The following is a 23,043-nucleotide window of genomic DNA, read 5'->3' as shown; positions in this document are numbered from 1 at the left end:
GCAGACTGGTGAGAGGACTACGTGACATCTTTACGACTGCAGGTTTGGTGGGCGATCAAAATCAGGATGGAATTGCTGATTGCTTGTCTGTTTCTTTTTTTCACCAAACAGGCATTGCTGTAGAAGGATTGATTGACTTCTGTGCCCGGTTAGGATTGGAAACGAGTGAACTGGATTTACCCGAAATTCGCGAGGCGGACACTCCTGATGCAGCGCAAGCTCCAAAAGACGGAGACTGGGTGTGCACCGTATTTATCGATTCGGCTTATGAAGCGGATGAGGCAGCCTGTCGTATACAGCTGGATAAGAAACGGCTTGAGTTTCTAGGCGGAAATGAGTCGAGCCTTAGCCGGCTGATGCGCTGGATGGCAGCAAGCTGGCCGGCTGTGGTGAGTGTGAGTACAACGGATCACGTCATACAAGCAATCAAATACCGTACTGGCATGATCGAGCTTTATGCCAGGGCAGAAGATTCTCTGGTTGAACAGATCGGGGTTGCTTCTGGGAATGAAGCGGTGTATGCTGCGAAGCCATCGGTAGCTCGTCCGGTGCCGCTCGATAGTCTCGGTGAGCTCTGGACTACTGCCGGGTTTTATCAAGCAGGTCGCATCGATGTTACAAGTCAAACAGATGTTTTCTTTACTGGAATTACGACAAGCGCATCCATTACAGCTTCTGCTCGTTTCGCTGCTCGAATAGGGCTGGCATCGACTGGGCTTCGTTTTCCCTTGACAGGTGAACAGGAACGCGTGGCAGAACTGACTTTTGCAGTAAACATCGAACCAAACAAGTCAAACACGCAGGCCGAGGTAGTTGTTGTAGCTGATGAGCAGGAAGTTACAGCCAGAGTGATTCGAATCACTGGTGGAGAAGGCTCCATAATTTCGGCACTTGATTATTTCGCGAGTGCGACCCCGCATCAAACCGGCGGCACTTATGGGAAGTGGGAGAATAGTGCGTCTAGCGAGACAATTCAGCAGGACTTTCCGCTTTTTGTAGAGAACACATGGAGTGACTCAGGTGAAAGAAGCGAAATGGAGCAGTTGTTTCAGGAAAAGATCGAGACGCTCGCTCAGCAGCTGAAAGAGGGCAAGCAAGCATCGGCTCCTCTGGTGATCACGGCCTTTTTGTCTGAACCGGTAGAGATACGACGGGCGCTGGAACGAAGCTGGAGTCATACTATCTCCCGGTTGCTCCCGCAAATCGTACACCGTGTACATATACATTCAGCATTTAAGCCAGGCTTGTGCTGGGTAAAGGAAACAATCATTCCAATCTTACAGCGTTCTGGCAAGCGAGTGGAACGAGTAGCAATCTCGTTTCAACGGGAATCGCGTAACGATGGGATGGAGCTATCACACCGTTGGTTACAGGAGCTGTATCCCGTAGACCAGCTGCTTGCCAAGGAGCTAGGAATTTCCTTGTCCCAAACTTCATTCGTGATAAATGAACGGTTGCAGACGACCTATCAGGTAGAGGTGTATGGCGAAAATCAGAACTTGCTGGGAACATGGCAATTGGATGTTCCTGTAGCATCGGTTCCGTATGCCGATCAGGTGAAACATGCCTACCCGACGACGTCTGGTTTGACCATTAGCGACGGTCTGGCGGTTAACCACTATGTAGTTCCTACTGATCGGGAAAGATTTTGGCAGTATTATACACAGCAATTTTTACCGAAGCTGACAGAAGCTCTTATGCAAAAACAACAGGGGCCATATCAAGGGGACATTCCTCTCTTTTACTCAATCGATGTCGATATCGTGATGAGTGAACAAGAAGAGCGGCTGAATATCGATGAAGAGACGATTTCGTCTTTAGAAGCATTACACGAGGATATTTATTTTTATACGCTTGACTACTATGCTTATCTAGGTGAAAAAGAAACGGGAGTGGCATGGAATTCTCCGGGAGCGGTACGTCCGTACGTCCGGGTGGAAACAGGGATTTCGCCCCATGCAACCATTCGCGTAAAAGAATATAACGAGAAGCAAGCTCACACTATTGCCACCACACATCTGTACTTTGATGAACAGCAAACAGAGCCAGTGCGTGCACGTTTATTGTTGAAAAAAGATTCGACGAGCACGGTCGAGGAGTGGAATTGCGCACCTGCTGAACCAAAGGAAGAGCTGGTGATTGATGAGTGGGCTGAGCTTGCTGCACATCCGTCTGTCCATATTTGGGAAGTCGAAAAATCGTTTGAAGGTCGGTCAATCTATACGGTGGAGGTTACGACTCCTCGTGTTTCCAGTTATGTATCGACTCACAAGCTGTCTCTATACAAGCCGACTGTTCTGATCGAAGCGGGGCATCATCCGAACGAAGTGTCCAGTATGCCTGCCATCCGAGAGCTCGTAAAAGAAATCGTAACCGAAAGAGCGGAGTGGCTAACGCGCTTTAATCTCGTCGTGATTCCCTATGCCAATCCGGATGGGATCGCCCTTCATCAGGAGCTGGTGAAAGAGAATCCGTATTGGAAGCATCACGCCGCCCGCTATAACGCAGTGGGTCTGGAGTATACGAATCATCGCTTTAAACCGAGTATTTTTGGTGAATCACGAGTTGTCCCGCAGCTATTTTATCGCTGGCTGCCTGATGTGATTATCGATGATCACGGAATTCCTTCTCATGAGTGGACGCAGCCTTTTGCAGGGTACAACAGTCCACCGCGATTTCCCGTATCGTATTGGGTGCCGATTTCACTCTTTTACGGAATTGGTCGTGAGCTGGATCGAACAGCATATCCTCACCATGCACTTGCGCTTGATACGATTCAAAAAGCAACAGAGGATGGCATGAGGCAAAATCCGCACCTTTGGAACAAAAATAAGCAATATGTGGAACGCTATGTACGATATGGTCACAACTGGGAACCAGCTATTTTCCCGTTGCCAGATGATCACGAGCTGCTATTTTACCGCTGGCCCACCAAGCCTGATCGCTCGTCCACTTCCTTGGTCTCACGTTTTCCAGAGTGGATAACGCTTGATTTGATTACGGAAGCAGCCGATGAGACGGTTTGGGGTGACGCGCTGCGAGACTGTATGGAAGCACATAAGGTGTTTAACCGGGAAGTACTCAGAAGTGTTGCGACATGTCCACAAGTAGTTTCACGTCAAGATGAGCAAAGCAGCATCCGTATGACGCGTCTGCGACCGATACAGATAGGGGGTAAGGAGTTATGACAAAAGTTCTTGTTACAGGATTTGATCCTTTTGGAGGAGAGCCTATCAACCCAGCTTGGGAGTCAGTCAAAGAGCTGGCAAAAATCGAATCCGATCAATACAAAGTGGAAGTGCGGCAGATTCCTACTGTTTTTGATAAATCGATCGAGCATCTGTATGCAGCAATAGAGGAGACGAAGCCAGATATCGTCTTGTGCATAGGCCAAGCAGGTGGCCGCGGTGACCTTTCTATCGAGCGCGTCGCGATCAATGTGAATGATGCTCGGATTGCCGATAATGAAGGAAACCAGCCCATCGACACCCCGATTGTGGAGCACGGCCCTGCAGCTTACTGGTCGACTCTTCCGATCAAATCGATGGTCCATGAGCTGCAGCAACAAGGAATCCCTGCTTCTATCTCGCAGACAGCGGGCACGTATGTATGCAACCACGTGTTTTATGGCTTGATGCATTACGTAGCTGAGAATAAGGCAGCCATCCGTGGAGGGTTCATTCATATCCCGTACCTTCCAGAACAGGCAGCCAGACAATCAGGACAACCAAGTATGGCGCTGGAAACGATTGTAAAAGGTTTGCGTGTGGCAATTGAAGCCGTGATTTCCCATGATCAAGATATCGTCGTAAGTGGCGGACAGATCAGTTGATCCAGAGGAGTGAACCTCCTCTTTTCTTTTCTTACCAGGTAACGTGACAGTACCGATAATCGAAATGGAGGGGGAAATGTTGCCTAACCATGAATTCTCTCCTCTTGGGGATTCGGGTGTCATTGTCAAACTAGGGGACGTCATTGATCAAACGACACATGAGAAGGTCGTAACGTTTTCTGAGTACCTTCAGAACCATCCTTTCCCTGGAATGGTAGAATTCGTATCAGGCTTTACTACCGTAACGGTCTATTATGATCCCATCCTTCTCACTGATCCAAGTAGTGATGTCATACCTTACGAGCGTGTCCTCGCAATTCTCAAGAAAATGGCAGAGCATCTTCCAGAAAGCTACGCGCGAGAATCTAGACTCGTAGAAATTCCGGTTTGCTACGGCGGTAGCTTCGGGCCGGATTTGGAAGTAGTAGCAAAGCATAACGGAATCAGTAGTGAAGAGGTCATTGCCATCCATTCCTCCGCAGAGTACCTGGTCTATATGATCGGATTTGCTCCAGGATTTCCGTATTTAGGCGGGATGGATGAGCGACTTTCTACACCGCGACGGTCTTCGCCACGACTCTCTATTCCGATGGGAAGTGTAGGGATCGGGGGCTCTCAAACTGGAATTTACTCAATTGAAAGCCCAGGCGGATGGCAAATCATAGGTCGAACACCACAGAGCTTGTTTCAGCCAGATGAACACTCGCCGAGTCTTTTGCGCTCAGGTGACAAGATTCGCTTCCATCCTATTTCTGAAGGGGAATACGATGAGAGGAAGAAGGTGTCTTCGTGAGTATAGAAGTCATTTCGCCCGGACTTAGTACTACTGTGCAAGATCGCGGCAGATACGGATATCAACAGCACGGTGTCAATGTAGGTGGAGCGATGGACGATTTGGCTTTGCAAATGGCTAATCTGCTAGTCGGCAACAAGTCTACTGACGCAGTTCTTGAGATCACAATAAAAGGTCCGACCTTGCTGTTTCAAAAAGACATGGTTATAGCGATATGTGGTGGCGAGTTCAACCCGGTAATTGATGACCAGCCTGTTTTATCGAATCGTCCCGTTTGGATCAAAAGTGGGAGTGTCCTGCAGTTCGGACATGCCAAGCACGGATGCCGTGCCTATTTAGCGGTAGCAGGAGGGTGGGACGTTCCTTTAGTCATGGGGAGTCGGAGCACCAACCTGCGGGCTGGCTTTGGAGGCTTCGAGGGAAGAATGCTGAAGTCAGGTGATACGCTTAGACATCATGAGCAAAGTCCGTATAGTCTTTTTCTCGCACAACAATTGAAAAATCAGGCGGGTTCGTCCTCCTATTCCCATATGAATTGGTTTATTTCCGCAAATTCCTATTCTACGACTCAAGAAGCCGTTGTGCGAGTGATTCGCGGAGAGCAATTTGATGATTTCACAGAGCAGAGCAGGCACAGCTTTTTTCAACAATCCTTTCAGGTATCGCCACGTTCCGACCGGATGGGATATCGCCTAACTGGGCCGACCCTTACTCTGACTTCTCCAAACGAGCTGATTTCAGCTGCCGTCACTTCAGGAACGATACAGGTCCCGCCTGACGGACAACCGATTGTTCTCATGGCGGATCGACAAACGATCGGTGGTTATCCAAAAATCGGTTACGTGGCTAGTGTAGACTTGTCAGTCGTAGCTCAATTGCGGCCAGGCGACCCCGTTCGTTTTGTGGAGATCTCGCTTCGTGATGCTCAGTCAGCGCTATACGAGCGAGAGATCTTGATGAAACAGATTAAACTCGGGATGGAAATGAATGTGGGATGGAGGGTAGAACGATGAAAGCTGTAGACATTAACTGCGACATGGGAGAGTGCTTTGGCGCTTACTCGTTAGGAAATGACAAGGAAATATTGACGTATATCAGCTCGGCTAACATCGCCTGCGGCTTTCACGCAGGGGATCCTGCCACCATGAAAAAGACAGTACGAATGGCATTGGAAGCGGGCGTAGCTATCGGAGCTCATCCTGGATTTCCTGATTTGGTCGGATTTGGACGTAGAAATATGGAGCTGTCCGCAGAGGAAGCTCATGATATCGTCGTTTACCAGATAGGAGCGCTACAAGCGTTTGTCCAGGCAGAAGGTGGAGTGATGCAGCACGTAAAACCTCATGGCGCTTTATATAATATGGCTGCCACCAGAGCACCTCTGGCTGAAGCGATCGCTGAAGCTGTGTATCGGGTTAATCCCAATCTCATTCTGTTTGGACTGGCAGGCAGCGAGCACACGAAGGCCTGTGAGAAGATTGGCCTACGTGCTGCACATGAGGTATTTGCAGATCGGACGTATCAACAAGACGGTACACTTACACCACGTACCCAGCCGAATGCAATGATTACAGACCAGGATAAGTCATTGACGCAGGTCGTGAGGATGGTAAATGAAGGCGTTGTGCAGTCCGAGCAAGGGATCGATGTGCCTATTTCCGCCGATACGATATGCATTCACGGAGATGGGGCTCATGCGCTCGAATTCGCCCAGCATATTCGACAGGCACTTACCGCCGCACAAATTTCCGTAAAGGCTTTTCATTCATAGGAGTAGGTGTCACGATTTTTCAGCCGCTGCAAGCCGGATGCTTTTGTCAGCAGATGGGAACACTCAACCATAAGAGAAGGACGGAAAGACAATTTTGTGATTGAGGGGTTTCCATGGAGCATGTGAATTGTGATACATCGCTGTTGAAGCAGGAGCTGAGAACAGAATTAGTCGCGATTTCAAAAGCGATGGAAGAAAGCATAGACGTTCTCGCTAACGAAAACGGGTGTCTTCTAGGTACCTTTGAACAGATCAGAAGCAGATTCAGTAGACTGGAGACGGTAGCAGCATCCTTTTATTTACAATGCTATTTAGCGCCGTATACAGACAAATACGAGGATGTTTCTGTTGCTGTCCAGCACCTGGCAGCGAAAAGACAAGGGGCTCTCATCGTTATTGAGCGCGATGACACGCTGAGCACGCTTCTGCAAGCAGGTATTCCGATTGGAGCGTGGCTTAGCCATTCTTTGCTGGAGTCTATCTTTTTTCCGGGCGGTCCTCTGCATGATGGTGCGGTGCTCGTTCGGCAAAATCAAATTATTTCCGCCGCAAACGTGCTTCCGCTGTCACAGGTCGTGGTCGGGGAGAAAAAGCTGGGTACCCGGCATCGGGCTGCGATCGGGATGAGCGAAGTCAGTGATGCACTGATCATCGTAGTCTCTGAGGAGACAGGGAAAGCATCCTTTGCGCTTCAGGGGCATCTTTATCCGATTATTACTCAATAGCGTAGGGACACAGCTTCGTCGCTTTTTATATTGTATCGTACAGAAAAAAGGAGAGGCGGTCACCTCTCTTTTCGTCACGAATTTAAGCCCAATTACCTTTGCGGAAAATAGGCTCCCGATTTCCCTCAGCCGTTTCCCCGTCGATATCCATCTCAGCCGAGCCGATCATGAAATCAACATGAGTCATGCTCGTATTGATTCCGTATTGCTCTAGCTCTTCTTTGGTCATTTTTGCTCCATTTTCGATATTGACAGAGTAAGCATTTCCGATAGCGAGATGGTTAGAGGCATTCTCATCAAACAATGTATTGTAAAAAATAATATTCGATTGGGAAATAGGCGAGAGATGAGGGACTAACGCTACTTCACCCAGGTAATGTGAGCCTTCGTCTGTTTCAATCAATTGCTTGAGCGATGCTTCTCCTTTTTTCGCTGTTGCTTCTACGATTCTGCCATCTTTAAAGGTCAGCGTGAAATTTTCAATGAGATTGCCGTGATAGCTCAGCGGCTTTGTGCTGGTTACCTTGCCGTTTACTCCTGTTTTCAGAGGAGCAGTAAACACTTCCTCCGTCGGCATGTTCGCCATAAAGAAAACACCCTTTTCGTTATGGCCACCGCCGCCAATCCAAATGTGTTTGAGAGGTAGCTCGATCGTTAGCTCAGTTCCCGGAGCAGTGTAATGCAAGTATCGGTATTGCTTAGCATTGAGTAAATCGACCTTGCTGTTCAGCGCCGCATGATGATCATGCCACGCTTGTACTGGATCATTCATGTCAGCACGGGTTGCCCGGAAGATGGCGTCCCACAGCGCAGCTTCCTGCTCCTCAGCAGGGAGGTTAGGGAAGACCATGGCAGCCCATTGTGGAGAAGGCACGGCGAGGACGCACCAGCTCACTTTATCTGACATGGTGTAATTTCGGAACGCATTCAGGGCTTGACCTGCAGCTTTATTAGAAGCAGAGATTCGCTCTAGCTTTACTCCCTTTAACAGATCAGGGTTAGAGGCTGTTACGTACAAAAAGGCTGCACCATTCTCAGCCATTTCTTCCAACCCTTTTGCCTTCCATAGTGGGTATTCTGTAAAGGCTTCATCAGGAGCGAGATCAAATTTCAAGCGTGTCAGTTCATCATCAGACCACTCCATGATGACATGCTTCGCTCCTGCTTCATATGCCTTTTTTGCCACCTTCCGGACAAAAGGGGCAGTAGAAATAGGAGCTGTAATTACGAGCGTTTGCATCGGTTGTACATTTACCCCTATTTGGACAGTGAGCTCTGCGTAACGTTCAAAATGAGTATTAAAAGACATGGTGAAAACCTCCTCTTCCATTACAAAACGAGCATTCTGTTCTATTATACCTATTTGACTGGAAATACTTGCTACTTATTTTTTGACTAAATCAGAAAGGATAAACTTCATGTTATCTGCATCCTGATTTAGCAAGAATAACCTTCCGCTAAAACACGGTCGCTCCTCCTGGAGAAACCTCGATGAAGGTTTTCTTATTGCCTAGGAAAGCGCAGAAACAGACAGATCCTATGGAATTTCGAGCTAGATTACCTTGATGAGCTAAAATTGAATGTTTTTTGGTCGAACCGTGTTGGTTTTATTTTTAAGAATTAGAGGAAAATTCGAAAGAGAATCAAACTTTAATAATAGAAAACATTTTATTGAACCATCGAGGGAGGCATAAACCGTGAAAACAAGACAAACGCGTGACCAAGTCGATGTATCGCTTACGTGGAATTTGGATGATCTGTTTGAAAGTCAAGAAGCGTGGGAAACCGAACTATCTGATATTGTGAGTCAACTGCCGGTTGTTACTGCGTTTCAAGGTCAATTACATACGAGTGCCGAAACACTGCTTGCTTGCCTCGAGGCAAGAGAAGCGATCACGATCAGGGCACAGCTTGTGGCGTCCTACGCAAGCCTGCGATCCTCTGAAGACGGAACGAACCCACAAAATCAGGCGAATTCTGCGCGAGTAGGGGATATGGTTTCTCATCTGAACGCATCACTTTCTTTTATTCCTTCGGAGATATTAGCATTGCCAAAAGGAGAAATTGAAAAATTCCTGCAGGAAGAGCCTGGCTTGGAGCCTTTCCGCAAACACCTGTCTGACCTTTTAGAAACGAAGCCGCATCGTCTCTCAGCGGATACAGAAGCAGCTTTGGCAGCATTGGGTGAAGTGTTTGCAGCCCCTTACACCATCTATCAGCGTGGAAAGCTTTCGGATATGTCCTTTGAATCCGTGACAGACAGTAATGGAGTAGAGAATCCGGTCTCTTTTGCTCTGTTTGAATCTGATTACGAAATGTCATCCGATACAAAGCTGCGCAGATCTGCCTACGAGTCGTTTTCACGCACGCTTGCATCCTACCAGAATTCCTTTGCTTCTGTGTATGCAACAGAAGTCAAGAAACAAACGGTCATGTCCAGATTGCGTGGATATGAGTCGGTTACCGAGATGCTTCTGCACCCGCAGCAAGTGACACTGGAGATGTACCATAACATTTTGGATATTATCGGTACGGAGCTTGCACCGCATATGCGCCGCTTTGCCAAGCTGAAAGCCAAAGAGCTCGGACTGGAAAAGCTCTCCTTCTGCGATTTGAAAGCGCCACTCGATCCCGAGTTCAGTCCGCCGGTTACGATTGAAGAAGCAGGACGCACAATTAAAGCAGCTCTTGAGGTAATGGGACCTGAATATGTAAAGATCATGGAAAAAGCGCTGAATGAGCGCTGGATTGACTATGTAGACAATGTAGGCAAGTCCACAGGTGCTTTCTGTTCCACACCGTACAGCAACCATTCCTACATCTTGATTACCTGGTCGGGCAATATGCGCAGTGCGTTTACACTGGCTCACGAGCTTGGCCATTGCGGTCATTTCTCACTGGCGGGACGCAATCAGACTTACACCAATGCACGTCCATCCCTGTACTTTATCGAGGCACCGTCGACGATTAACGAGCTTTTGCTGGCACAGCATATCATGCAACAATCCGACGATCCTCGTTTAAAGCGTTGGGTAATCTTGCAGCTGATGAATACGTACTACCACAACTTTGTCACTCATTTGCTTGAAGGTAGAATGCAGCGTAAAGTATATGAAGCTGCAATGCAAGATGTGCCATTGACTGCGAAGAAGCTGTGCGAATGGAAAGGCGAGGTACTCTCCGAATTCTGGGGAGATGCAGTCGAACTCGATTCGGCAGCGAGCCTGACCTGGATGCGTCAACCGCATTACTACATGGGCTTGTATCCGTATACGTATGCAGCAGGCCTGACTGCCTCTACTGCGATGGCTGCAAGCATCCAGAAGGAAGGTCAGCCAGCAGTTGATCGTTGGCTGGAAGCACTGAAAGCAGGCGGTACAAAAACTCCTTTGGAGCTGATGCAGCTAGCAGGTGTCAACATGGCTGATCCTCAACCGATTCGCGATGCTGTAGCGTATGTTGGCAGTCTGGTAGACGAATTGGAAAAACTGTTTTAAACGAACGCAAAAGACGATGATTGGAATTTGAGACGTGTGGGGGCTTGTGAAGGCGAAAGCGTCACAAGCCCGCTTGCATATCAACGAAAGGAAGAGGGGTCACGAAAGCAGATATGAGACCTTTTACCGAAAGGGCGATCGCCATTATTGGCAGCATTCCCGAAGGACGCGTCATGACGTACGGTCAAATCGCCCTACTTGCTGGGAGCCCGCGGGGAGCCAGACAAATTGTTCGCATACTCCATTCGATGAGCAAAAAATACAAGCTGCCTTGGCACAGAGTAATCAATGCCAAAGGGCGAATCGGACTTACGGATGATGAATCATTCACTTTGCAAAAGATGTACCTGGAAAGCGAAGGTGTGCCGGTTTCGGCGGAAGGAGAGATTGATCTTGCCAAGTTTTTGCATCAGCCGTTCCCTCCTGGTGAGAGTGATGAATCGGTTACCTAATAAAAATACCTCCACCAATCGCATGTCTAGTACGATTTGAGGGAGGTATTTTCTTCAACTTCAGTAGGAGTTAGTAGCCTACTTCTACTGAGGCGATGACCACATAGGCCAGATCGTTTTTGTCCTCTTTTTCAGCGATTACGACACCACTGCTTGTCAGCATCCCGCCATCAATCACCTCAAACGTCACACTTCCATATGGCTATTCTGCGCGAACTGTTTCCAAGTCGAGCTTGTCCTTGTCAGCGGGAACAGCCAGTCGCACATTTACTTTCATGTTATGAATGTTGTTGTCTGGAAGAACAGAACGAAGGCCCGGCATCGAATTATGATGGATGGCATTTTGTACAGCACGAACCGCTGCTTTGGTAACGTTTTGACCATGTAGATCGATACCCATTCCGATTTCAATAAACATGACTTTTTCCATTGCCAAATCACTCCTACTTAAGACTTCGATTATGTATTTCTTCTCCTCCATCTTACCACGAATCACCCTGAAAGCTTCCCGTTCGATAAAATTAGGGCTGTCTCGCTATTTTTTGAAGGTCTCGTATTGTGTTTATCGCGTAGACATGTCATCATTACATGTTGGTATAAACCAGAGATGATTCTTTTCATTAATTGGAGGCAGGACAGAAGTGGAACGGTATCCTTTTGCGTACGATCCGTCACAACCATTCATTTCGCAGGTGAGCGATTGGGTAGCGGACGTATTTTATGAAATTTTGCCTGAAGCAGGATTTGAAGTAAGAGACGAGCAAATCTACATGGCCTTTCAGCTGGAGCGTGCCTTTGCCGAGAAGCAAACGATCTTTGCAGAGGCAGGAGTCGGTACAGGGAAAACACTTGCCTATTTGTTATACGCGGTCTGTTATGCGCGTTATACGCGAAAGCCTGCAATTATCGCCTGTGCGAATGAGTCGTTGATCGAGCAGCTGGTCAAGCCGGAAGGGGATATTGCCAAGCTTGCGCGGCATCTGAACCTGACAATTGATGCGCGATTGGGAAAATCTCCAGATCAATACGTATGCCTGCAAAAGCTGGATGAGGCCAGATACCAGCCGGAAGAAGGAGAAGCTTATCAGCAGATTTATTTGGAGCTGCCTTCTTTTGTGCACACGCATGAAGCCCTGCAATCCTTTTATCCATACGGAGATCGCAGCACGTATCCAGAGCTGGACGACGAGCAATGGGCAAAAATGAACTGGGATACGTTCCAGGATTGTTTTTCCTGTGACAAGCAGCATCGCTGTGGTCAAACCTTATCCAGAAATCATTATCGCCAATCGGCCGATTTAATTATTTGTTCGCATGATTTTTACATGGAGCATGTGTGGACATATGAGACGAGAAAACGGGGCGGGCAGCTTCCTTTGCTTCCTCCGCACAGCTCGGTTATTTTTGATGAGGGCCATCTGCTTGAGCCTGCCGCGCAAAAAGCATTAACCTATAAACTCAACCATGCTGTATTTGAAGAGATTATTACACGCTTGCTTAAGGGAGAGATTCGGGAGTCGCTGGCAGTAGCCATTGAAGAAGCCATTGCCCAAAGCGAAGAATTATTTTCACGCTTGGATAAAGAGAGCATAGCTGTTGTCGGTTCCAATCGCAAAGAGATACACTTTCATCCAGAACTGCTCCAATCGATTCACCGTTTCACGAGCCTTGTCGATTGGATCGAAGAAGAGCTGGCACTTGAAAGCGGTCTCTATACACTCGATGAGTTCCAATTGCGGATTGTCGGTGAGCATTTGGAAATGATGCAGCTGGCGCTTCGATTATTCCAGGACCCGGGGCATGTCATTTCGTGGATGACAGAAGAGCTGACAGGACCGACATTGATTGTCATGCCAAAGCTGGTGCAGGAAGTTCTTCGCGAGCGCGTGTTCTCGCAAAATATGCCGATTATTTTTTCTTCAGCAACCTTATCTGTAGATGGCGCTTTCCAATTTGTAGCAGGAAGCTTGGGGATAAAAAAGTATCTGTCCTTCTCAGTACCGTCTCCTTACGAATATGAAGAGCAAATGAAAGCATTTGTTCCTAAGCTGTCTGGAAACGATCTTTTTACGGAAAAAATGAACAGTGCAGTCAAGCAACTGAAACAGACGCAAGGAAGAGCATTGCTGCTGTTTTCGTCGATAGAAGAAATGAAGCAGTTCAAACAAGCAATTGGTTCATATTCGGAGATCGCCCATCTGCATTTTTTGTATGAAGGAGATCAGGAAATTAGCCATTTGATCTCTTGCTTCCAAAATGACGAAGCGAGTAGTCTTTGTGCGGTCAGCTTATGGGAAGGTCTCGACGTTCCTGGACCATCTCTATCCAACGTGATCATCTGGTCTTTGCCATTCCCTCCAAACGATCCAGTCTTTACCGCGAAACGAAAAGCAGCGGCTTCTGCTATGGAAGAGGTAGATTTGCCGTATATGCTGCTTCGTCTACGCCAAGGAATAGGCCGATTAATTCGCACCAGAGAGGATCAGGGAATCGTCACGATTTATAGTGCAGAGCTGCATCGTGATGAAAAGCTGCGCAAACACGTAAAAGCTATTTTCCCTGTCGGTGTGGAGTGGAACGAGGAGCCAGTGGACTCGCTCACTTGATTCAAATGAGATGGTGATGTATGACACTTCTGTTACGTTCGACACAAATTGGCATCAACAGGATATCTGGATGTTATAATAAAGGTTCATCGTAGAAAGAATGAAAAGTAGAATGAAACAGGGAAGGTGTTCAGGAGTGGGTAACATCGATTTTGCCAACTTGCCATGGAGTTTGTTCTGGGTCGGAATCTCCTATTTTCTGGTGACTGGTGTTTTCTTTTGCCTTGGCTTTATGCGACTCGTATCTCAGCGTGTGCGCAGTGGGATTGTCTGCATGGCGATTGCTGTAGTCAGCGGGGGATTGTTCCTGAATTATTTGTTTACCCATCATGTTTAATGCACTTGACAAAAGCGCTATTATTGTTTCTATCAATCAGATTATGAGGGTAGAGAATTAGAGCTATTGGCACGAAAATGGGCCAGTAGCTCTTTCTTTTTTTGGTGTGATTTACCGGGAAAAATTCAATGATAATTTGTAAACAATTTGTAACGCGTTTAACGACTGAGGCGTCTTATAATCAGGATACACGAGGTTTAGCGCAAGTACGGATGAACTTCGCGATCGTCCGGGTCATTTCCGTAAAATACCGGGCAGGAATGAGGCGATGCAGCATACATAAGTAAGAAGGAGACCGAAAAAAATCTGACTGTGAGTAGTTGTTCACATCCTGAATACGGGCCATGATGTTTGGATTAATTCATCATCCATAAAGATTATGAACGAGACCAACCCCGTTTTCTTCCTCTTCTTAGAAATCAGGGGTTTTTGCATTCATTTTCGCGCGCATTTCCCGATGTGTATTGGCTGCCCCCGTCCACCTACAAAAGTAAAACAGAACAGAAGTAAAAGGGGAGTATGCAGATGAACTGCATGACGAGTACGGTAATCAAACAAAGCAATCACACCTGGGATCACAAACAACTAAGAGCAACAAATGGTAAGAAAACCAGTAAGAATCGCCAACCGAAGAGCAAGGGAGGCCGTCACAATGCCTGAACCAATCAAAGGCTCCAGCCGTTACATGGCCGGAATAGACGGACTTAGAGCTCTGGCGGTACTTGCCGTAATCGTCTATCATCTGAACTACAACTGGGCACCTGGAGGACTTTTGGGCGTCGGGATCTTTTTCGTCCTCTCAGGCTATCTGATTACCGATTTGCTCATTGCCGAGTGGGCTCGTCATGGTCGCCTCGCTATGAAGGATTTTTGGATACGCAGAGCACGGCGGCTTTTGCCCGCTCTATTATCGCTCTTGATGCTGGTAGTGGCATGGGTAGCCATGTTCTCACCAGCCCAAATGTCAAGTGTACGCGGTGACGTGCCAGCGGCTATTTTGTACGTCAGCAACTGGTGGCTTATCTTTCAGGATGTCTCCTATTTTGAAAAATTCGGTCCGCCATCTCCACTCGGTCATTTGTGGTCACTGGCTGTTGAGGAACAATTTTATTTGTTCTGGCCGCTACTACTTGCCCTCGGTTTACATTTTGTCAAACGCCGCGGTCCACTCATTATGCTCACTGTTGTAGCAGCAGCGTTGTCCGCCCTGGCGATGGCACTCCTCTATGAACCAGGTCTAGATCCTAGTCGGGTCTATTACGGAACGGACACACGGGTTTTTGCCCTTCTTATTGGCGCGGTACTGGCTATGGTCTGGCCGAGTCGAAAACTGTCCCCCGATATATCTGCGAAAGCTCGCATAACCCTTGATTCTATTGGCTATTTAGGTCTGGGTATCTTGCTTTACAGCATTTGGAATACGAATCAGTATGATGATTTTTTATACCGCGGAGGATTAGTCCTACTGTCCCTCGTGAGCGCCGTCGTAGTTGCTGTGCTTGCACATCCAGCAAGTCATTTTGCCAAATGGATGGGATGTAAGCCTCTGCGCTGGCTCGGTGTACGTTCGTATGCCATCTATTTATGGCACTATCCAATCATCGTTATGACTACCCCAACGGTTGAACAAAGTGAATGGAGTCAGATCACCCACGCGATTCTTCAACTGACCGCAACGCTTGTACTGGCAGCATTGTCATGGAAGTATATAGAAGAACCGATTCGGCGAGGTGCATTGGGCAAGGTTTGGGCAAAATTGCATCACGAGAAGCAAGGTAAGGAAGCCAAGCGATATACACGAACTCGATGGATTGCGTCGTGCTGCGCAATTATCTTGTGTGTGACCTATTTCGGCGTTGCATCTCTGCGCTCAGACGCAACAGCAAGCCAGCCACAATCGGATTCAGAAGCAATCGAATCCTCGAAATCATCTGGCATGGCTCAATTGCCAGAAGAGCAAGGGAAAGACAGTCAGCTCGATGCTGGGCTCGGTCCACATGGTCCTATCGTTCCTCTGCCTAGCAAGCCTGAATCGGGTAAAAAGCCTACCGCACCCGTCAAGACGAATGACTCGGCTAAAGCATCAGCAAAAACCGAAAAACCGAAACAAGACAAAGACAAATCCGCTGCGGAACAAACACAAGATGCGGCGAATGAAAATAAGCCTGACGAATCCCAAGGCACAGATTCACAAGGGACAGCCAGCTCAGAGAACCAAGAACAGACGAAGCCCCCTGAAGAGGTTGCCGCCCGCTCTGGAAAAGGTATCACTGCAGTAGGAGACTCCGTCATGCTTGATGTGGCTCCACACCTGGAAAAACTGCTCCCTGGAATCGTCATTGATGCCAAAATCGGCAGACAGATGTCACAAGCACCAGAGCTTGTAGCAAAGCTAAAAGAAAAAGGATTACTAGGAAACCGCGTCATCATTGAGCTCGGTACAAACGGGTCCTTCAGCAAAAAACAATTGGAAAAGCTGCTGCATTCATTAGAGGGTGTCGATCAAATCATTTTGGTCAACACTCGAGTACCGAAGCCGTGGGAGAGTGTCGTCAATACCACGTTGGCGGAGGTTGCCGCTGCCTATCCACACACGAGCCTGATTGACTGGTACGCAGCAAGTGCAGGAAAAAGCTCCTACTTCTACAAGGACGGCGTGCATTTGAATCGAGAGGGCTCTGAAGCCTATGCTGCACTGCTTGCCAAGTCTATCCACCCCACATCTGCCGATCAATCAAAGCATACAGAAGTGAATCAAGCAGCCGGTGATACAGAACAAGCTGAAGAAGCCAAAGCTGATACGTCAGGTGGCGAATCATAAAGCGTATTTGATGGCAAAATATCTACAATTCTTTTGAGAAGTAGCAGGAATTGTGTGCCTTCTTTCGAAAAGGATAAGAGACCAGCGAATCAACAGGTTCGTTGGTCTTTTCATTTGTGAGAGAGGATGAGTGCACATGAAACCAAAAGTGATTATTTATAAAAAAGTGGAGCCGGCCATTTTGGAATATATACGGGACACTTGCGAAGTTATTTATTTTGAAAATATCGACGACAATACATCTGATGCCTTTTATGAGGAATTAAAGACGGCGGAGGGACTCTTTGGCGCAGGGTTAAAAGTAGATGAGGAGTTATTGGATAAGGCTCCACACTTAAAAATTGTCAGCAATATATCGGTTGGTTACGACAATTTGGATATTGCTGAGCTGAACCGCCGAGGAATTATGGCGACAAACACGCCGGATGTATTGAATGAAACAGTTGCAGATACGATGATCGGCCTAATGCTGGCAGTAGCCCGAAGAATACCTGAGCTTGATCATTATGTGAAAGCAGGTGAGTGGAAGGCAAACCTTACCCCCACGCATTTCGGGGTAGATATGCATCACAAAACACTCGGGATTATCGGGATGGGACGAATCGGAGCGGCTATTGCCAAGCGAGCTCACTTTGGGTTCGGTATGAACATTCTCTACCATAATCGATCCCGTAATGAGGAAGTAGAGCATACGTATCAGGCGAAGTATTGCTCTTTGGAGGAGCTGTGTCAGGAAGCAGATTTCATCTGTTTGATGGTTCCGCTGACACCAGACACACAAAAGCTGATTGGAGAGAAGGAATTTGCCCTCATGAAAACGACGGCTATTTTTGTAAATGGTTCCCGAGGAGCGACCGTTGATGAAGATGCTCTCGTGAGAGCTTTGCAAAATGGCGAGATATTGGCAGCAGGCACGGATGTGTTTGTACAAGAACCAGTACGTCCGGACCATCCTCTGCTCTCCATGCCTAATGTAGTCACACTACCTCATATTGGTTCAGCCACGTCCGAGACGCGATTAGCGATGGCACAGTTTGCTGCTGACAATCTCGTTATGGGAGTTCAGGGGAAACAACCGCCAGCCTTACTGACGGCGATCCCAACCAAGCGCTCCTAATGACCATTGCGTAACCGAGAAAAGAAAAAAGCCCATTCCATTCGGCGAAAACCGGAACAATGGAATGGGCTTTGCAATTCGTTTATGCTGACTTTTCCTTACAATCCAAACAGAATACCCATGAGAGAGTAGATAATGACCGTTGAAAAAAGAACAGTCATATGAATGAGCGAGAAAATAAACATCGATTTTGCCCATTTCTCTGAATCCATCTTTTTATAGCCAAGAATGCTAAGTGCCAGCCAAGCGATACTCAGCAGCAGGGCAACCAGCATCAGACCGATACTCAGAGACTCAAAGAGAAAGCTGGCAGCAATTAAGACAACCAGATAAATATTCGTTTGGATATAGGTGCGTTTTATTCCTTTGACAACTGGGAGCATCGGAACCTTGGCTGCCTTGTATTCGTCATGCTTGCGAATAGCGATGGTGTAGAAATGAGGCATTTGCCAAATCACCATAATGATAAAAAGACCGAGAACGGCAGGATGAGTGATATCCGGATAGACAGCGGCCCATCCTATAAGAGGCGGCATCGCTCCCGAAATACTTCCGATCTCTGTATTGTAAATCGTTCTTCGCTTGCTCCACATGGTATAGGGTACAACATAAAAAAACAATCCTAGAAACCCTAGGAAAGCTGCTAGAGTAGTGGTAAATGCGAGAGCGATCAAACCCAGAACCGTCATGATGATAGCAAGCCACAGAACCACATGAGCTTGAATTTCACCGGTCACGGTTGGTCTCTTTTTGGTTCTTTCCATAATTGCGTCAATATCGCGATCGTACAGATTGTTAAATGCACCGGCTGCACCCATAATAAGGGACGAACCCACTAAGGCAAGCAAGATTTCTGGTAGCTTCTCAAGCAGGCTATAGTGGTATGTATACATAGCCAATGTCAGACCTGCGAACATTGGAACCAAGTTCGATTTAATGATACCGGTTTTTACGGTTTGCGACAAAATAGATGGCAGACTTTGTTTCTGCGCTGCAGCGCTAGCTTCTCCCCGCATGCTGAGCCACCTCCCCTTACTAGAATATATAAAAGTCAGCTCATAATCTAGAGTGACATGATTGGTAGTTTCTTTTTCTGCGTTATCCAAGCTTAAAATTAATTACATACTTATACGAATTTATATACTATGTGGTATATTAATGCTACAGGGTACGAATGTCAAGAGAGGGAGGGGGAGGAATGGTCAGACGCAGGCGAACGCAAGGGGAGCGAAAAATGGAAACACGGCAATTGCTTCTGGACTCCGCTGTTGAAACCTTTGCGAAATTCGGCTTTCACGGGGCTTCAGTCGATAAAATTGCCGAATATGCTGGTTTCAGTAAAGGGGCAGTTTATGCTCATTTTAGTTCCAAAGAAGAGCTTTTTTTGGCTATTATGGGGCAGCAGATGAACGCTCATGTACAGAACATCCTGGCCGTCATCGACCGTCACCATTCCATCCCCCATTTTATAGAAACCATGCAGGACTATGTTCATTCCATCCGACAGGAAAACCGGGTTTGGAGCATGCTTAATATGGAGTTTTTGCTCTACGCTATGCGGGAAGAATCTGTGAGCCACAAGTGGTCAGAAATGATCCAGAAGTCTATCGGGCATATTTCCGATGCCGTTGATCAGTTGATGGTAAAGCAGAAACATCAATCTCCCTTAACTGCGGATGAAATGGCTTGGACGATCCTGTCGCTAGAGAATGGCATGGCCATTTTTCATTATATCAGTAAAGAGGATATGCCCGAGCATCTCTACGGAAAAGCATTGCAAAATATTCTTTTCCCACCGGTTCTAGAAAAGTAGCAGAATAACACCCATTGTGGGATATACATATAGAGATGCTGATCATTTTAACGATCCTATCGGAGAGGAATCCCATGATCAACCATTTCTTTCAAGACCCATCGCCAAAAAAGAAAACTCTGCTGCAATTGTATCGGCTGATTTATAAACACGGTGCTGTTTCCAAAGCCACCCTTGTGAAGTGGTCAGGAATCAAACAGTCAACCTGTTCCAGACTTATCGATGAACTGCTTCAGTCAGGCTTAATACTGGAGCATGGCTACGGAGAATCAAGTGGTGGGAGAAGGCCACTTACCTATCAAATTCAGCCAACTGTCAATTACGTCGCGGGCATCGAGATTTCGCGTACGCATTCGCGAGTGATCGTCATGGATCTCAGTATGACAATTATTGAAGAAACAAAGTACCCGATGAGGAAGGATAGTACGCCTGAAAAAATAGTAGAGCTAATCCAAAGTGATCTATTTCACATTCTTCAAAAGTACAAGATCACTACCTCAAAGCTCTTGGGGATTGGAGTAGGAGCGGTTGGTCCCCTGGATCGTGAAAAGGGGATCATTATACGTCCAGAGCATTTTCCCGCAGCTGGTTGGGAACAAATCGCTATTACGGAAAGGCTAAGCCAGTCGTTTCAAACCAAGGTTCTGCTTGATAATGGAGCGAATACAGCTGCACTCGGAGAATTTCGAAATGGGTTATGGAAAAAAGCAGATCATTTGGTTTATAACGTAACCGGTATAGGGATTCGTTGTGGAGTATTGACCAACGGCAAGCTTGTCAGAGGACCTGTAGACATGGAGGGCGCTTTTGGACATATGGTGGTCGATGTGCAGGGCAGAACATGCACTTGCGGCAATGTGGGTTGTCTGTCAGCATACGCTTCGATTTTATCCGTACAAGAAGAAGTGAATCGCCGTCTGAAAAAAGGGCAAAGCTCATACCTGTCCCGAATGAAGCTAGCGGAAGAAGAAGTAAGCTACGCGCAAATTTGTGATGCTGTTTCAAAGAACGACCCCTTATGTACAGAGGTTGTGAAGGAAGCAGCGTATTACTATGGCGTTGGGCTAACGAATTTGATGTATCTCATCCACCCCGATCGGATCATCTTAGGCGGTGCATTGGTAAGGGACATGGACTTGTTTTATGAGATCGCAACCGAGACCGCGAGACAACGCATGAAACACTATACTGATTATCAGGTCATCTTTAGCCGCGGCATGCTCGGGGAACGTGCCGTAGCTGTTGGTGCTGCTACGATGATTTTGGATTACTTCATGGAGGAAGGTGCGTAGGCGTTGCAGCTCAGCATACTTGATTTATCCCCCATTTATGAGGGAGTGTCACCTCTTGTGGCCTTGCAGCAGTCAGTAAAGCTGGCACAAACGGCGGAGTCATTAGGCTACTCACGCTTTTGGGTATCTGAACATCACGATATGCCTCAATTTGCTTCATCAAGTCCCGAAGTACTGCTCGCTCATATTGGGGCACAGACTACTCGGATTAGACTTGGCTCAGGAGCAGTTCTTTTGCCAAACTACAAACCGTATAAAGTCGCAGAAGCTTTTTCTCTGCTGGCAACTCTGCATCCGGGGCGTATCGACTTAGGCATTGGCCGTGCCCCCGGAGGTTCTGCGCATGCTTCGATGGCGCTCAGTGATCGCTTCCTGGAACAGGTACGCCGGATGCCTGAGCTGCTCAAGGATTTATCGGCACTCCTCGAAAACGAATTCACGGTAGAAGGACAACCCGTTTTCGCACGTCCGATTCCACCTGATCCTCCTGCGTTATGGCTGCTCGGGACGAATAAAAAAAGTGCGGAATTGGCAGCGATGTATGGGACGGGCTATGTATTTGGACATTTCATGAGTGAGCACGACGGTGAAGAGTCGCTTGCTTTGTACAGGCATGCCTTTCAACCGTCGAGGATGCGGCAAGAGCCAGCTGTAATTGTTGCGGTCAGTGCTATCTGTGCGGATTCGATGGAAGAGGCGCAAGCACTCGCAGAACGGTGGAGGGCACGATCCTTTCGTGATCCGGTTATCGGAGATCCCGACCATGTATCGACAGTACTGAAAAAAATGGGGGAGCAATATCAAGCTTCTGAGTTCATGATCCTTACTGATATTCCTGATTATCAGAAGAGACTTCGGTCTTACGAATTACTTACCCAATCCATGATTGTCTCTGGTGCCAATGTGTTTGATCGGACATAAATTAGATAAAAGTATAGCAGTTAAACTCATGGACTTTTTTCAGTTTCTCATGTAGTATTGCTACGATATGTATAATGCAACGGGCGAAAGAAGGATAATCCATGATTCGGTCCTACATGTTATTGTTGTTTTGTGTGACGTTATGGGGCAGTAATTTTGTGTTTGGGAGTATTTTGGTCAAAGAATTTCCACCGCTATTTCTTGCAGATGTTCGGTTGTTATTTACCTCGATGTTTTTACTGATTTACGCCTGGGTGACCAAAAAGTTTGTGAAAATCAATTCAAAAGAGTTAGGCTTGTTGATCATGCTCGGACTGATAGGGACGTTGGCGAATCAAACCGCATATTTTAATGGTTTGCTGACAACAGATGCTACTACAGCATCCTTGATTTTATCCATGGCACCAATTGTGACAGCAGTACTTGCTTCCCTGTTTTTAAAAGAACAATTTACATTGCGCATGAAGATCGGTTCTGGGCTGGCACTCATGGGCACTTTTTTTGTCGTTGGGATAGGGGCAGGCTTATCTATTTCCAAGGGCGTACTGCTCATCGTTATCGCCATGGTTACATTCTCGTCTTCGATGATCATCATTCGGAAGCTGACGCAGACCTTGCACCCGTTTATTTCAACGGTCTATTCCACAACAATGGGCACGCTTTTTCTGACACCCGCGGCGCTGCTCACAATCGATCCAGCAGCAAAGATTAGCCATGAGGGTTGGGCGTGGCTGCTGCTCATCTTGACGGCAATTTTGATGCAAGGCGTATGTGGGATTGTTTGGAATTCTCAGCTGCAAATCGTAGGTACGGGGAAAGCAGCTATTTTTCTTAATTTACAGCCGTTTGTCGCTATGCTTGTTGGCTTTTTATTGCTTGGGTCACATGTCACTGCCGTACAAGTAGGGGGCTCATTGTTGATTGTAGCGGGGGTCGTCGTGGCCTCGATACGATCGAAGCAAGCTCCGCAGGGTGCGAGCGGGAGAGTATTGGCAGAACAGACGAAATCGGTGTAATGTTGCCGCAATAGGAAAAAAGAGGGCAGAGATAGCCCTCTTTTTTTGTT

18 protein-coding genes and 1 pseudogene are annotated in these 23,043 nt (G+C 47.3%); 16 read left to right on the top strand and 3 right to left on the bottom strand.

Annotation, left to right across the window (positions count from 1 at the left end; genetic code table 11):
- Positions 1–8 precede the first annotated feature (8 nt).
- The 6 genes from SB752_RS03715 (at position 9) to cdaS (ending at position 7,121) form a co-directional block, all read left to right on the top strand.
- Positions 9–3,188: a M14 family metallopeptidase gene (locus tag SB752_RS03715; protein WP_410714391.1), complete on the top strand. Its 3,180-nt coding sequence runs from the start codon at positions 9–11 to the stop codon at positions 3,186–3,188.
- On the top strand, positions 3,185–3,832 hold the full coding sequence (gene pcp, locus SB752_RS03710) for a pyroglutamyl-peptidase I (protein WP_410714390.1): 648 nt from the start codon (positions 3,185–3,187) through the stop codon (positions 3,830–3,832). Before SB752_RS03715 ends, pcp begins: the two co-directional genes overlap by 4 nt.
- Positions 3,833–3,908: 76 nt before the next feature.
- On the top strand, positions 3,909–4,625 hold the full coding sequence (gene pxpB / locus SB752_RS03705) for a 5-oxoprolinase subunit PxpB (RefSeq protein WP_410714389.1): 717 nt from the start codon (positions 3,909–3,911) through the stop codon (positions 4,623–4,625).
- Positions 4,622–5,638, top strand: a complete 1,017-nt coding sequence (locus SB752_RS03700; RefSeq protein ID WP_410714388.1) for a 5-oxoprolinase subunit C family protein — start codon at positions 4,622–4,624, stop codon at positions 5,636–5,638. Before pxpB ends, SB752_RS03700 begins: the two co-directional genes overlap by 4 nt.
- A complete protein-coding gene (locus SB752_RS03695; protein WP_410714387.1) occupies positions 5,635–6,396 on the top strand; it encodes a LamB/YcsF family protein in 762 nt (253 codons plus the stop codon). Before SB752_RS03700 ends, SB752_RS03695 begins: the two co-directional genes overlap by 4 nt.
- Before the next feature lie 113 nt (positions 6,397–6,509).
- On the top strand, positions 6,510–7,121 hold the full coding sequence (cdaS, locus tag SB752_RS03690) for a sporulation-specific diadenylate cyclase CdaS (RefSeq protein ID WP_410714386.1): 612 nt from the start codon (positions 6,510–6,512) through the stop codon (positions 7,119–7,121).
- Positions 7,122–7,203: 82 nt separating this feature from the next.
- Here cdaS and SB752_RS03685 read toward each other — a convergent pair whose 3' ends face one another.
- On the bottom strand, positions 7,204–8,430 hold the full coding sequence (locus SB752_RS03685) for an aminopeptidase (protein ID WP_410714385.1): 1,227 nt from the start codon (positions 8,428–8,430) through the stop codon (positions 7,204–7,206).
- 388 nt (positions 8,431–8,818) lie between these two features.
- Between SB752_RS03685 and pepF the strand changes: the two genes are divergently transcribed.
- Together pepF and SB752_RS03675 are read left to right on the top strand one after the other, a co-directional pair.
- Positions 8,819–10,618, top strand: coding sequence for an oligoendopeptidase F (gene pepF, locus SB752_RS03680; protein ID WP_410714384.1), 1,800 nt, complete (start codon positions 8,819–8,821; stop codon positions 10,616–10,618).
- Positions 10,619–10,731: 113 nt separating this feature from the next.
- Positions 10,732–11,070 (top strand): MGMT family protein, encoded by a 339-nt coding sequence (locus SB752_RS03675; RefSeq protein WP_410714383.1) that lies wholly within the window; start codon positions 10,732–10,734, stop codon positions 11,068–11,070.
- Positions 11,071–11,140: 70 nt separating this feature from the next.
- Here the strand turns inward: SB752_RS03675 and SB752_RS03670 are convergent.
- Positions 11,141–11,500 (bottom strand): annotated as a pseudogene (locus SB752_RS03670) (Lin0512 family protein).
- A 211-nt stretch (positions 11,501–11,711) separates the two neighbouring features.
- On the opposite strand from SB752_RS03670, the gene SB752_RS03665 reads away from it, so the two are divergent.
- From SB752_RS03665 to SB752_RS03650, 4 genes are all read left to right on the top strand, one after another.
- Positions 11,712–13,676, top strand: coding sequence for an ATP-dependent DNA helicase (locus SB752_RS03665; protein ID WP_410714382.1), 1,965 nt, complete (start codon positions 11,712–11,714; stop codon positions 13,674–13,676).
- A 136-nt stretch (positions 13,677–13,812) separates the two neighbouring features.
- Positions 13,813–14,013 carry a hypothetical protein gene (locus tag SB752_RS03660; RefSeq protein ID WP_103110924.1) on the top strand — a complete coding sequence of 67 codons (201 nt, stop codon included), beginning with the start codon at positions 13,813–13,815 and terminating at the stop codon, positions 14,011–14,013.
- 652 nt (positions 14,014–14,665) lie between these two features.
- On the top strand, positions 14,666–16,834 hold the full coding sequence (locus SB752_RS03655; RefSeq protein ID WP_410714381.1) for an acyltransferase family protein: 2,169 nt from the start codon (positions 14,666–14,668) through the stop codon (positions 16,832–16,834).
- A 136-nt stretch (positions 16,835–16,970) separates the two neighbouring features.
- Positions 16,971–17,951: a 2-hydroxyacid dehydrogenase gene (locus SB752_RS03650; RefSeq protein ID WP_410714380.1), complete on the top strand. Its 981-nt coding sequence runs from the start codon at positions 16,971–16,973 to the stop codon at positions 17,949–17,951.
- 98 nt (positions 17,952–18,049) lie between these two features.
- Here SB752_RS03650 and cyoE read toward each other — a convergent pair whose 3' ends face one another.
- Complete coding sequence (cyoE, locus tag SB752_RS03645; protein ID WP_103106205.1) at positions 18,050–18,967, bottom strand: heme o synthase; 918 nt, start codon at positions 18,965–18,967, stop codon at positions 18,050–18,052.
- Positions 18,968–19,149: 182 nt separating this feature from the next.
- Between cyoE and SB752_RS03640 the strand changes: the two genes are divergently transcribed.
- The 4 genes from SB752_RS03640 (at position 19,150) to SB752_RS03625 (ending at position 22,993) form a co-directional block, all read left to right on the top strand.
- A complete protein-coding gene (locus SB752_RS03640; protein ID WP_410714379.1) occupies positions 19,150–19,764 on the top strand; it encodes a TetR/AcrR family transcriptional regulator in 615 nt (204 codons plus the stop codon).
- Positions 19,765–19,838: 74 nt separating this feature from the next.
- Positions 19,839–21,056 carry an ROK family protein gene (locus SB752_RS03635; protein ID WP_410714378.1) on the top strand — a complete coding sequence of 406 codons (1,218 nt, stop codon included), beginning with the start codon at positions 19,839–19,841 and terminating at the stop codon, positions 21,054–21,056.
- A gap of 3 nt (positions 21,057–21,059) precedes the next feature.
- Positions 21,060–21,977, top strand: a complete 918-nt coding sequence (locus SB752_RS03630) for an LLM class flavin-dependent oxidoreductase (RefSeq protein WP_410714377.1) — start codon at positions 21,060–21,062, stop codon at positions 21,975–21,977.
- Positions 21,978–22,078: 101 nt separating this feature from the next.
- Entirely contained in the window at positions 22,079–22,993 is a 915-nt protein-coding gene (locus SB752_RS03625; protein ID WP_410714376.1) for a DMT family transporter, read from the top strand.
- Positions 22,994–23,043: the final 50 nt, after the last annotated feature.

The sequence above is a fragment of the Brevibacillus sp. SIMBA_040 genome (assembly GCF_046535075.1).
Taxonomy (GTDB): domain Bacteria; phylum Bacillota; class Bacilli; order Brevibacillales; family Brevibacillaceae; genus Brevibacillus.
Note: the sequence above shows the minus strand (reverse complement) of the source record. Positions and strands in the feature narration are given on the sequence as shown.

What these genes read in the sequence shown, in the direction of transcription:
- pcp (WP_410714390.1), top strand. Translation starts at nt 3,185, where the DNA reads ATGACAAAAGTTCTTGTTACAGGATTTGATCCTTTTGGAGGAGAGCCT.
- pxpB (WP_410714389.1), top strand. Translation starts at nt 3,909, where the DNA reads ATGTTGCCTAACCATGAATTCTCTCCTCTTGGGGATTCGGGTGTCATT.
- SB752_RS03695 (WP_410714387.1), top strand. Translation starts at nt 5,635, where the DNA reads ATGAAAGCTGTAGACATTAACTGCGACATGGGAGAGTGCTTTGGCGCT.
- cdaS (WP_410714386.1), top strand. Translation starts at nt 6,510, where the DNA reads ATGGAGCATGTGAATTGTGATACATCGCTGTTGAAGCAGGAGCTGAGA.
- SB752_RS03685 (WP_410714385.1), bottom strand. Translation starts at nt 8,430, where the DNA reads ATGTCTTTTAATACTCATTTTGAACGTTACGCAGAGCTCACTGTCCAA.
- SB752_RS03675 (WP_410714383.1), top strand. Translation starts at nt 10,732, where the DNA reads ATGAGACCTTTTACCGAAAGGGCGATCGCCATTATTGGCAGCATTCCC.
- SB752_RS03655 (WP_410714381.1), top strand. Translation starts at nt 14,666, where the DNA reads ATGCCTGAACCAATCAAAGGCTCCAGCCGTTACATGGCCGGAATAGAC.
- SB752_RS03650 (WP_410714380.1), top strand. Translation starts at nt 16,971, where the DNA reads ATGAAACCAAAAGTGATTATTTATAAAAAAGTGGAGCCGGCCATTTTG.
- cyoE (WP_103106205.1), bottom strand. Translation starts at nt 18,967, where the DNA reads ATGCGGGGAGAAGCTAGCGCTGCAGCGCAGAAACAAAGTCTGCCATCT.
- SB752_RS03640 (WP_410714379.1), top strand. Translation starts at nt 19,150, where the DNA reads ATGGTCAGACGCAGGCGAACGCAAGGGGAGCGAAAAATGGAAACACGG.
- SB752_RS03635 (WP_410714378.1), top strand. Translation starts at nt 19,839, where the DNA reads ATGATCAACCATTTCTTTCAAGACCCATCGCCAAAAAAGAAAACTCTG.
- SB752_RS03625 (WP_410714376.1), top strand. Translation starts at nt 22,079, where the DNA reads ATGATTCGGTCCTACATGTTATTGTTGTTTTGTGTGACGTTATGGGGC.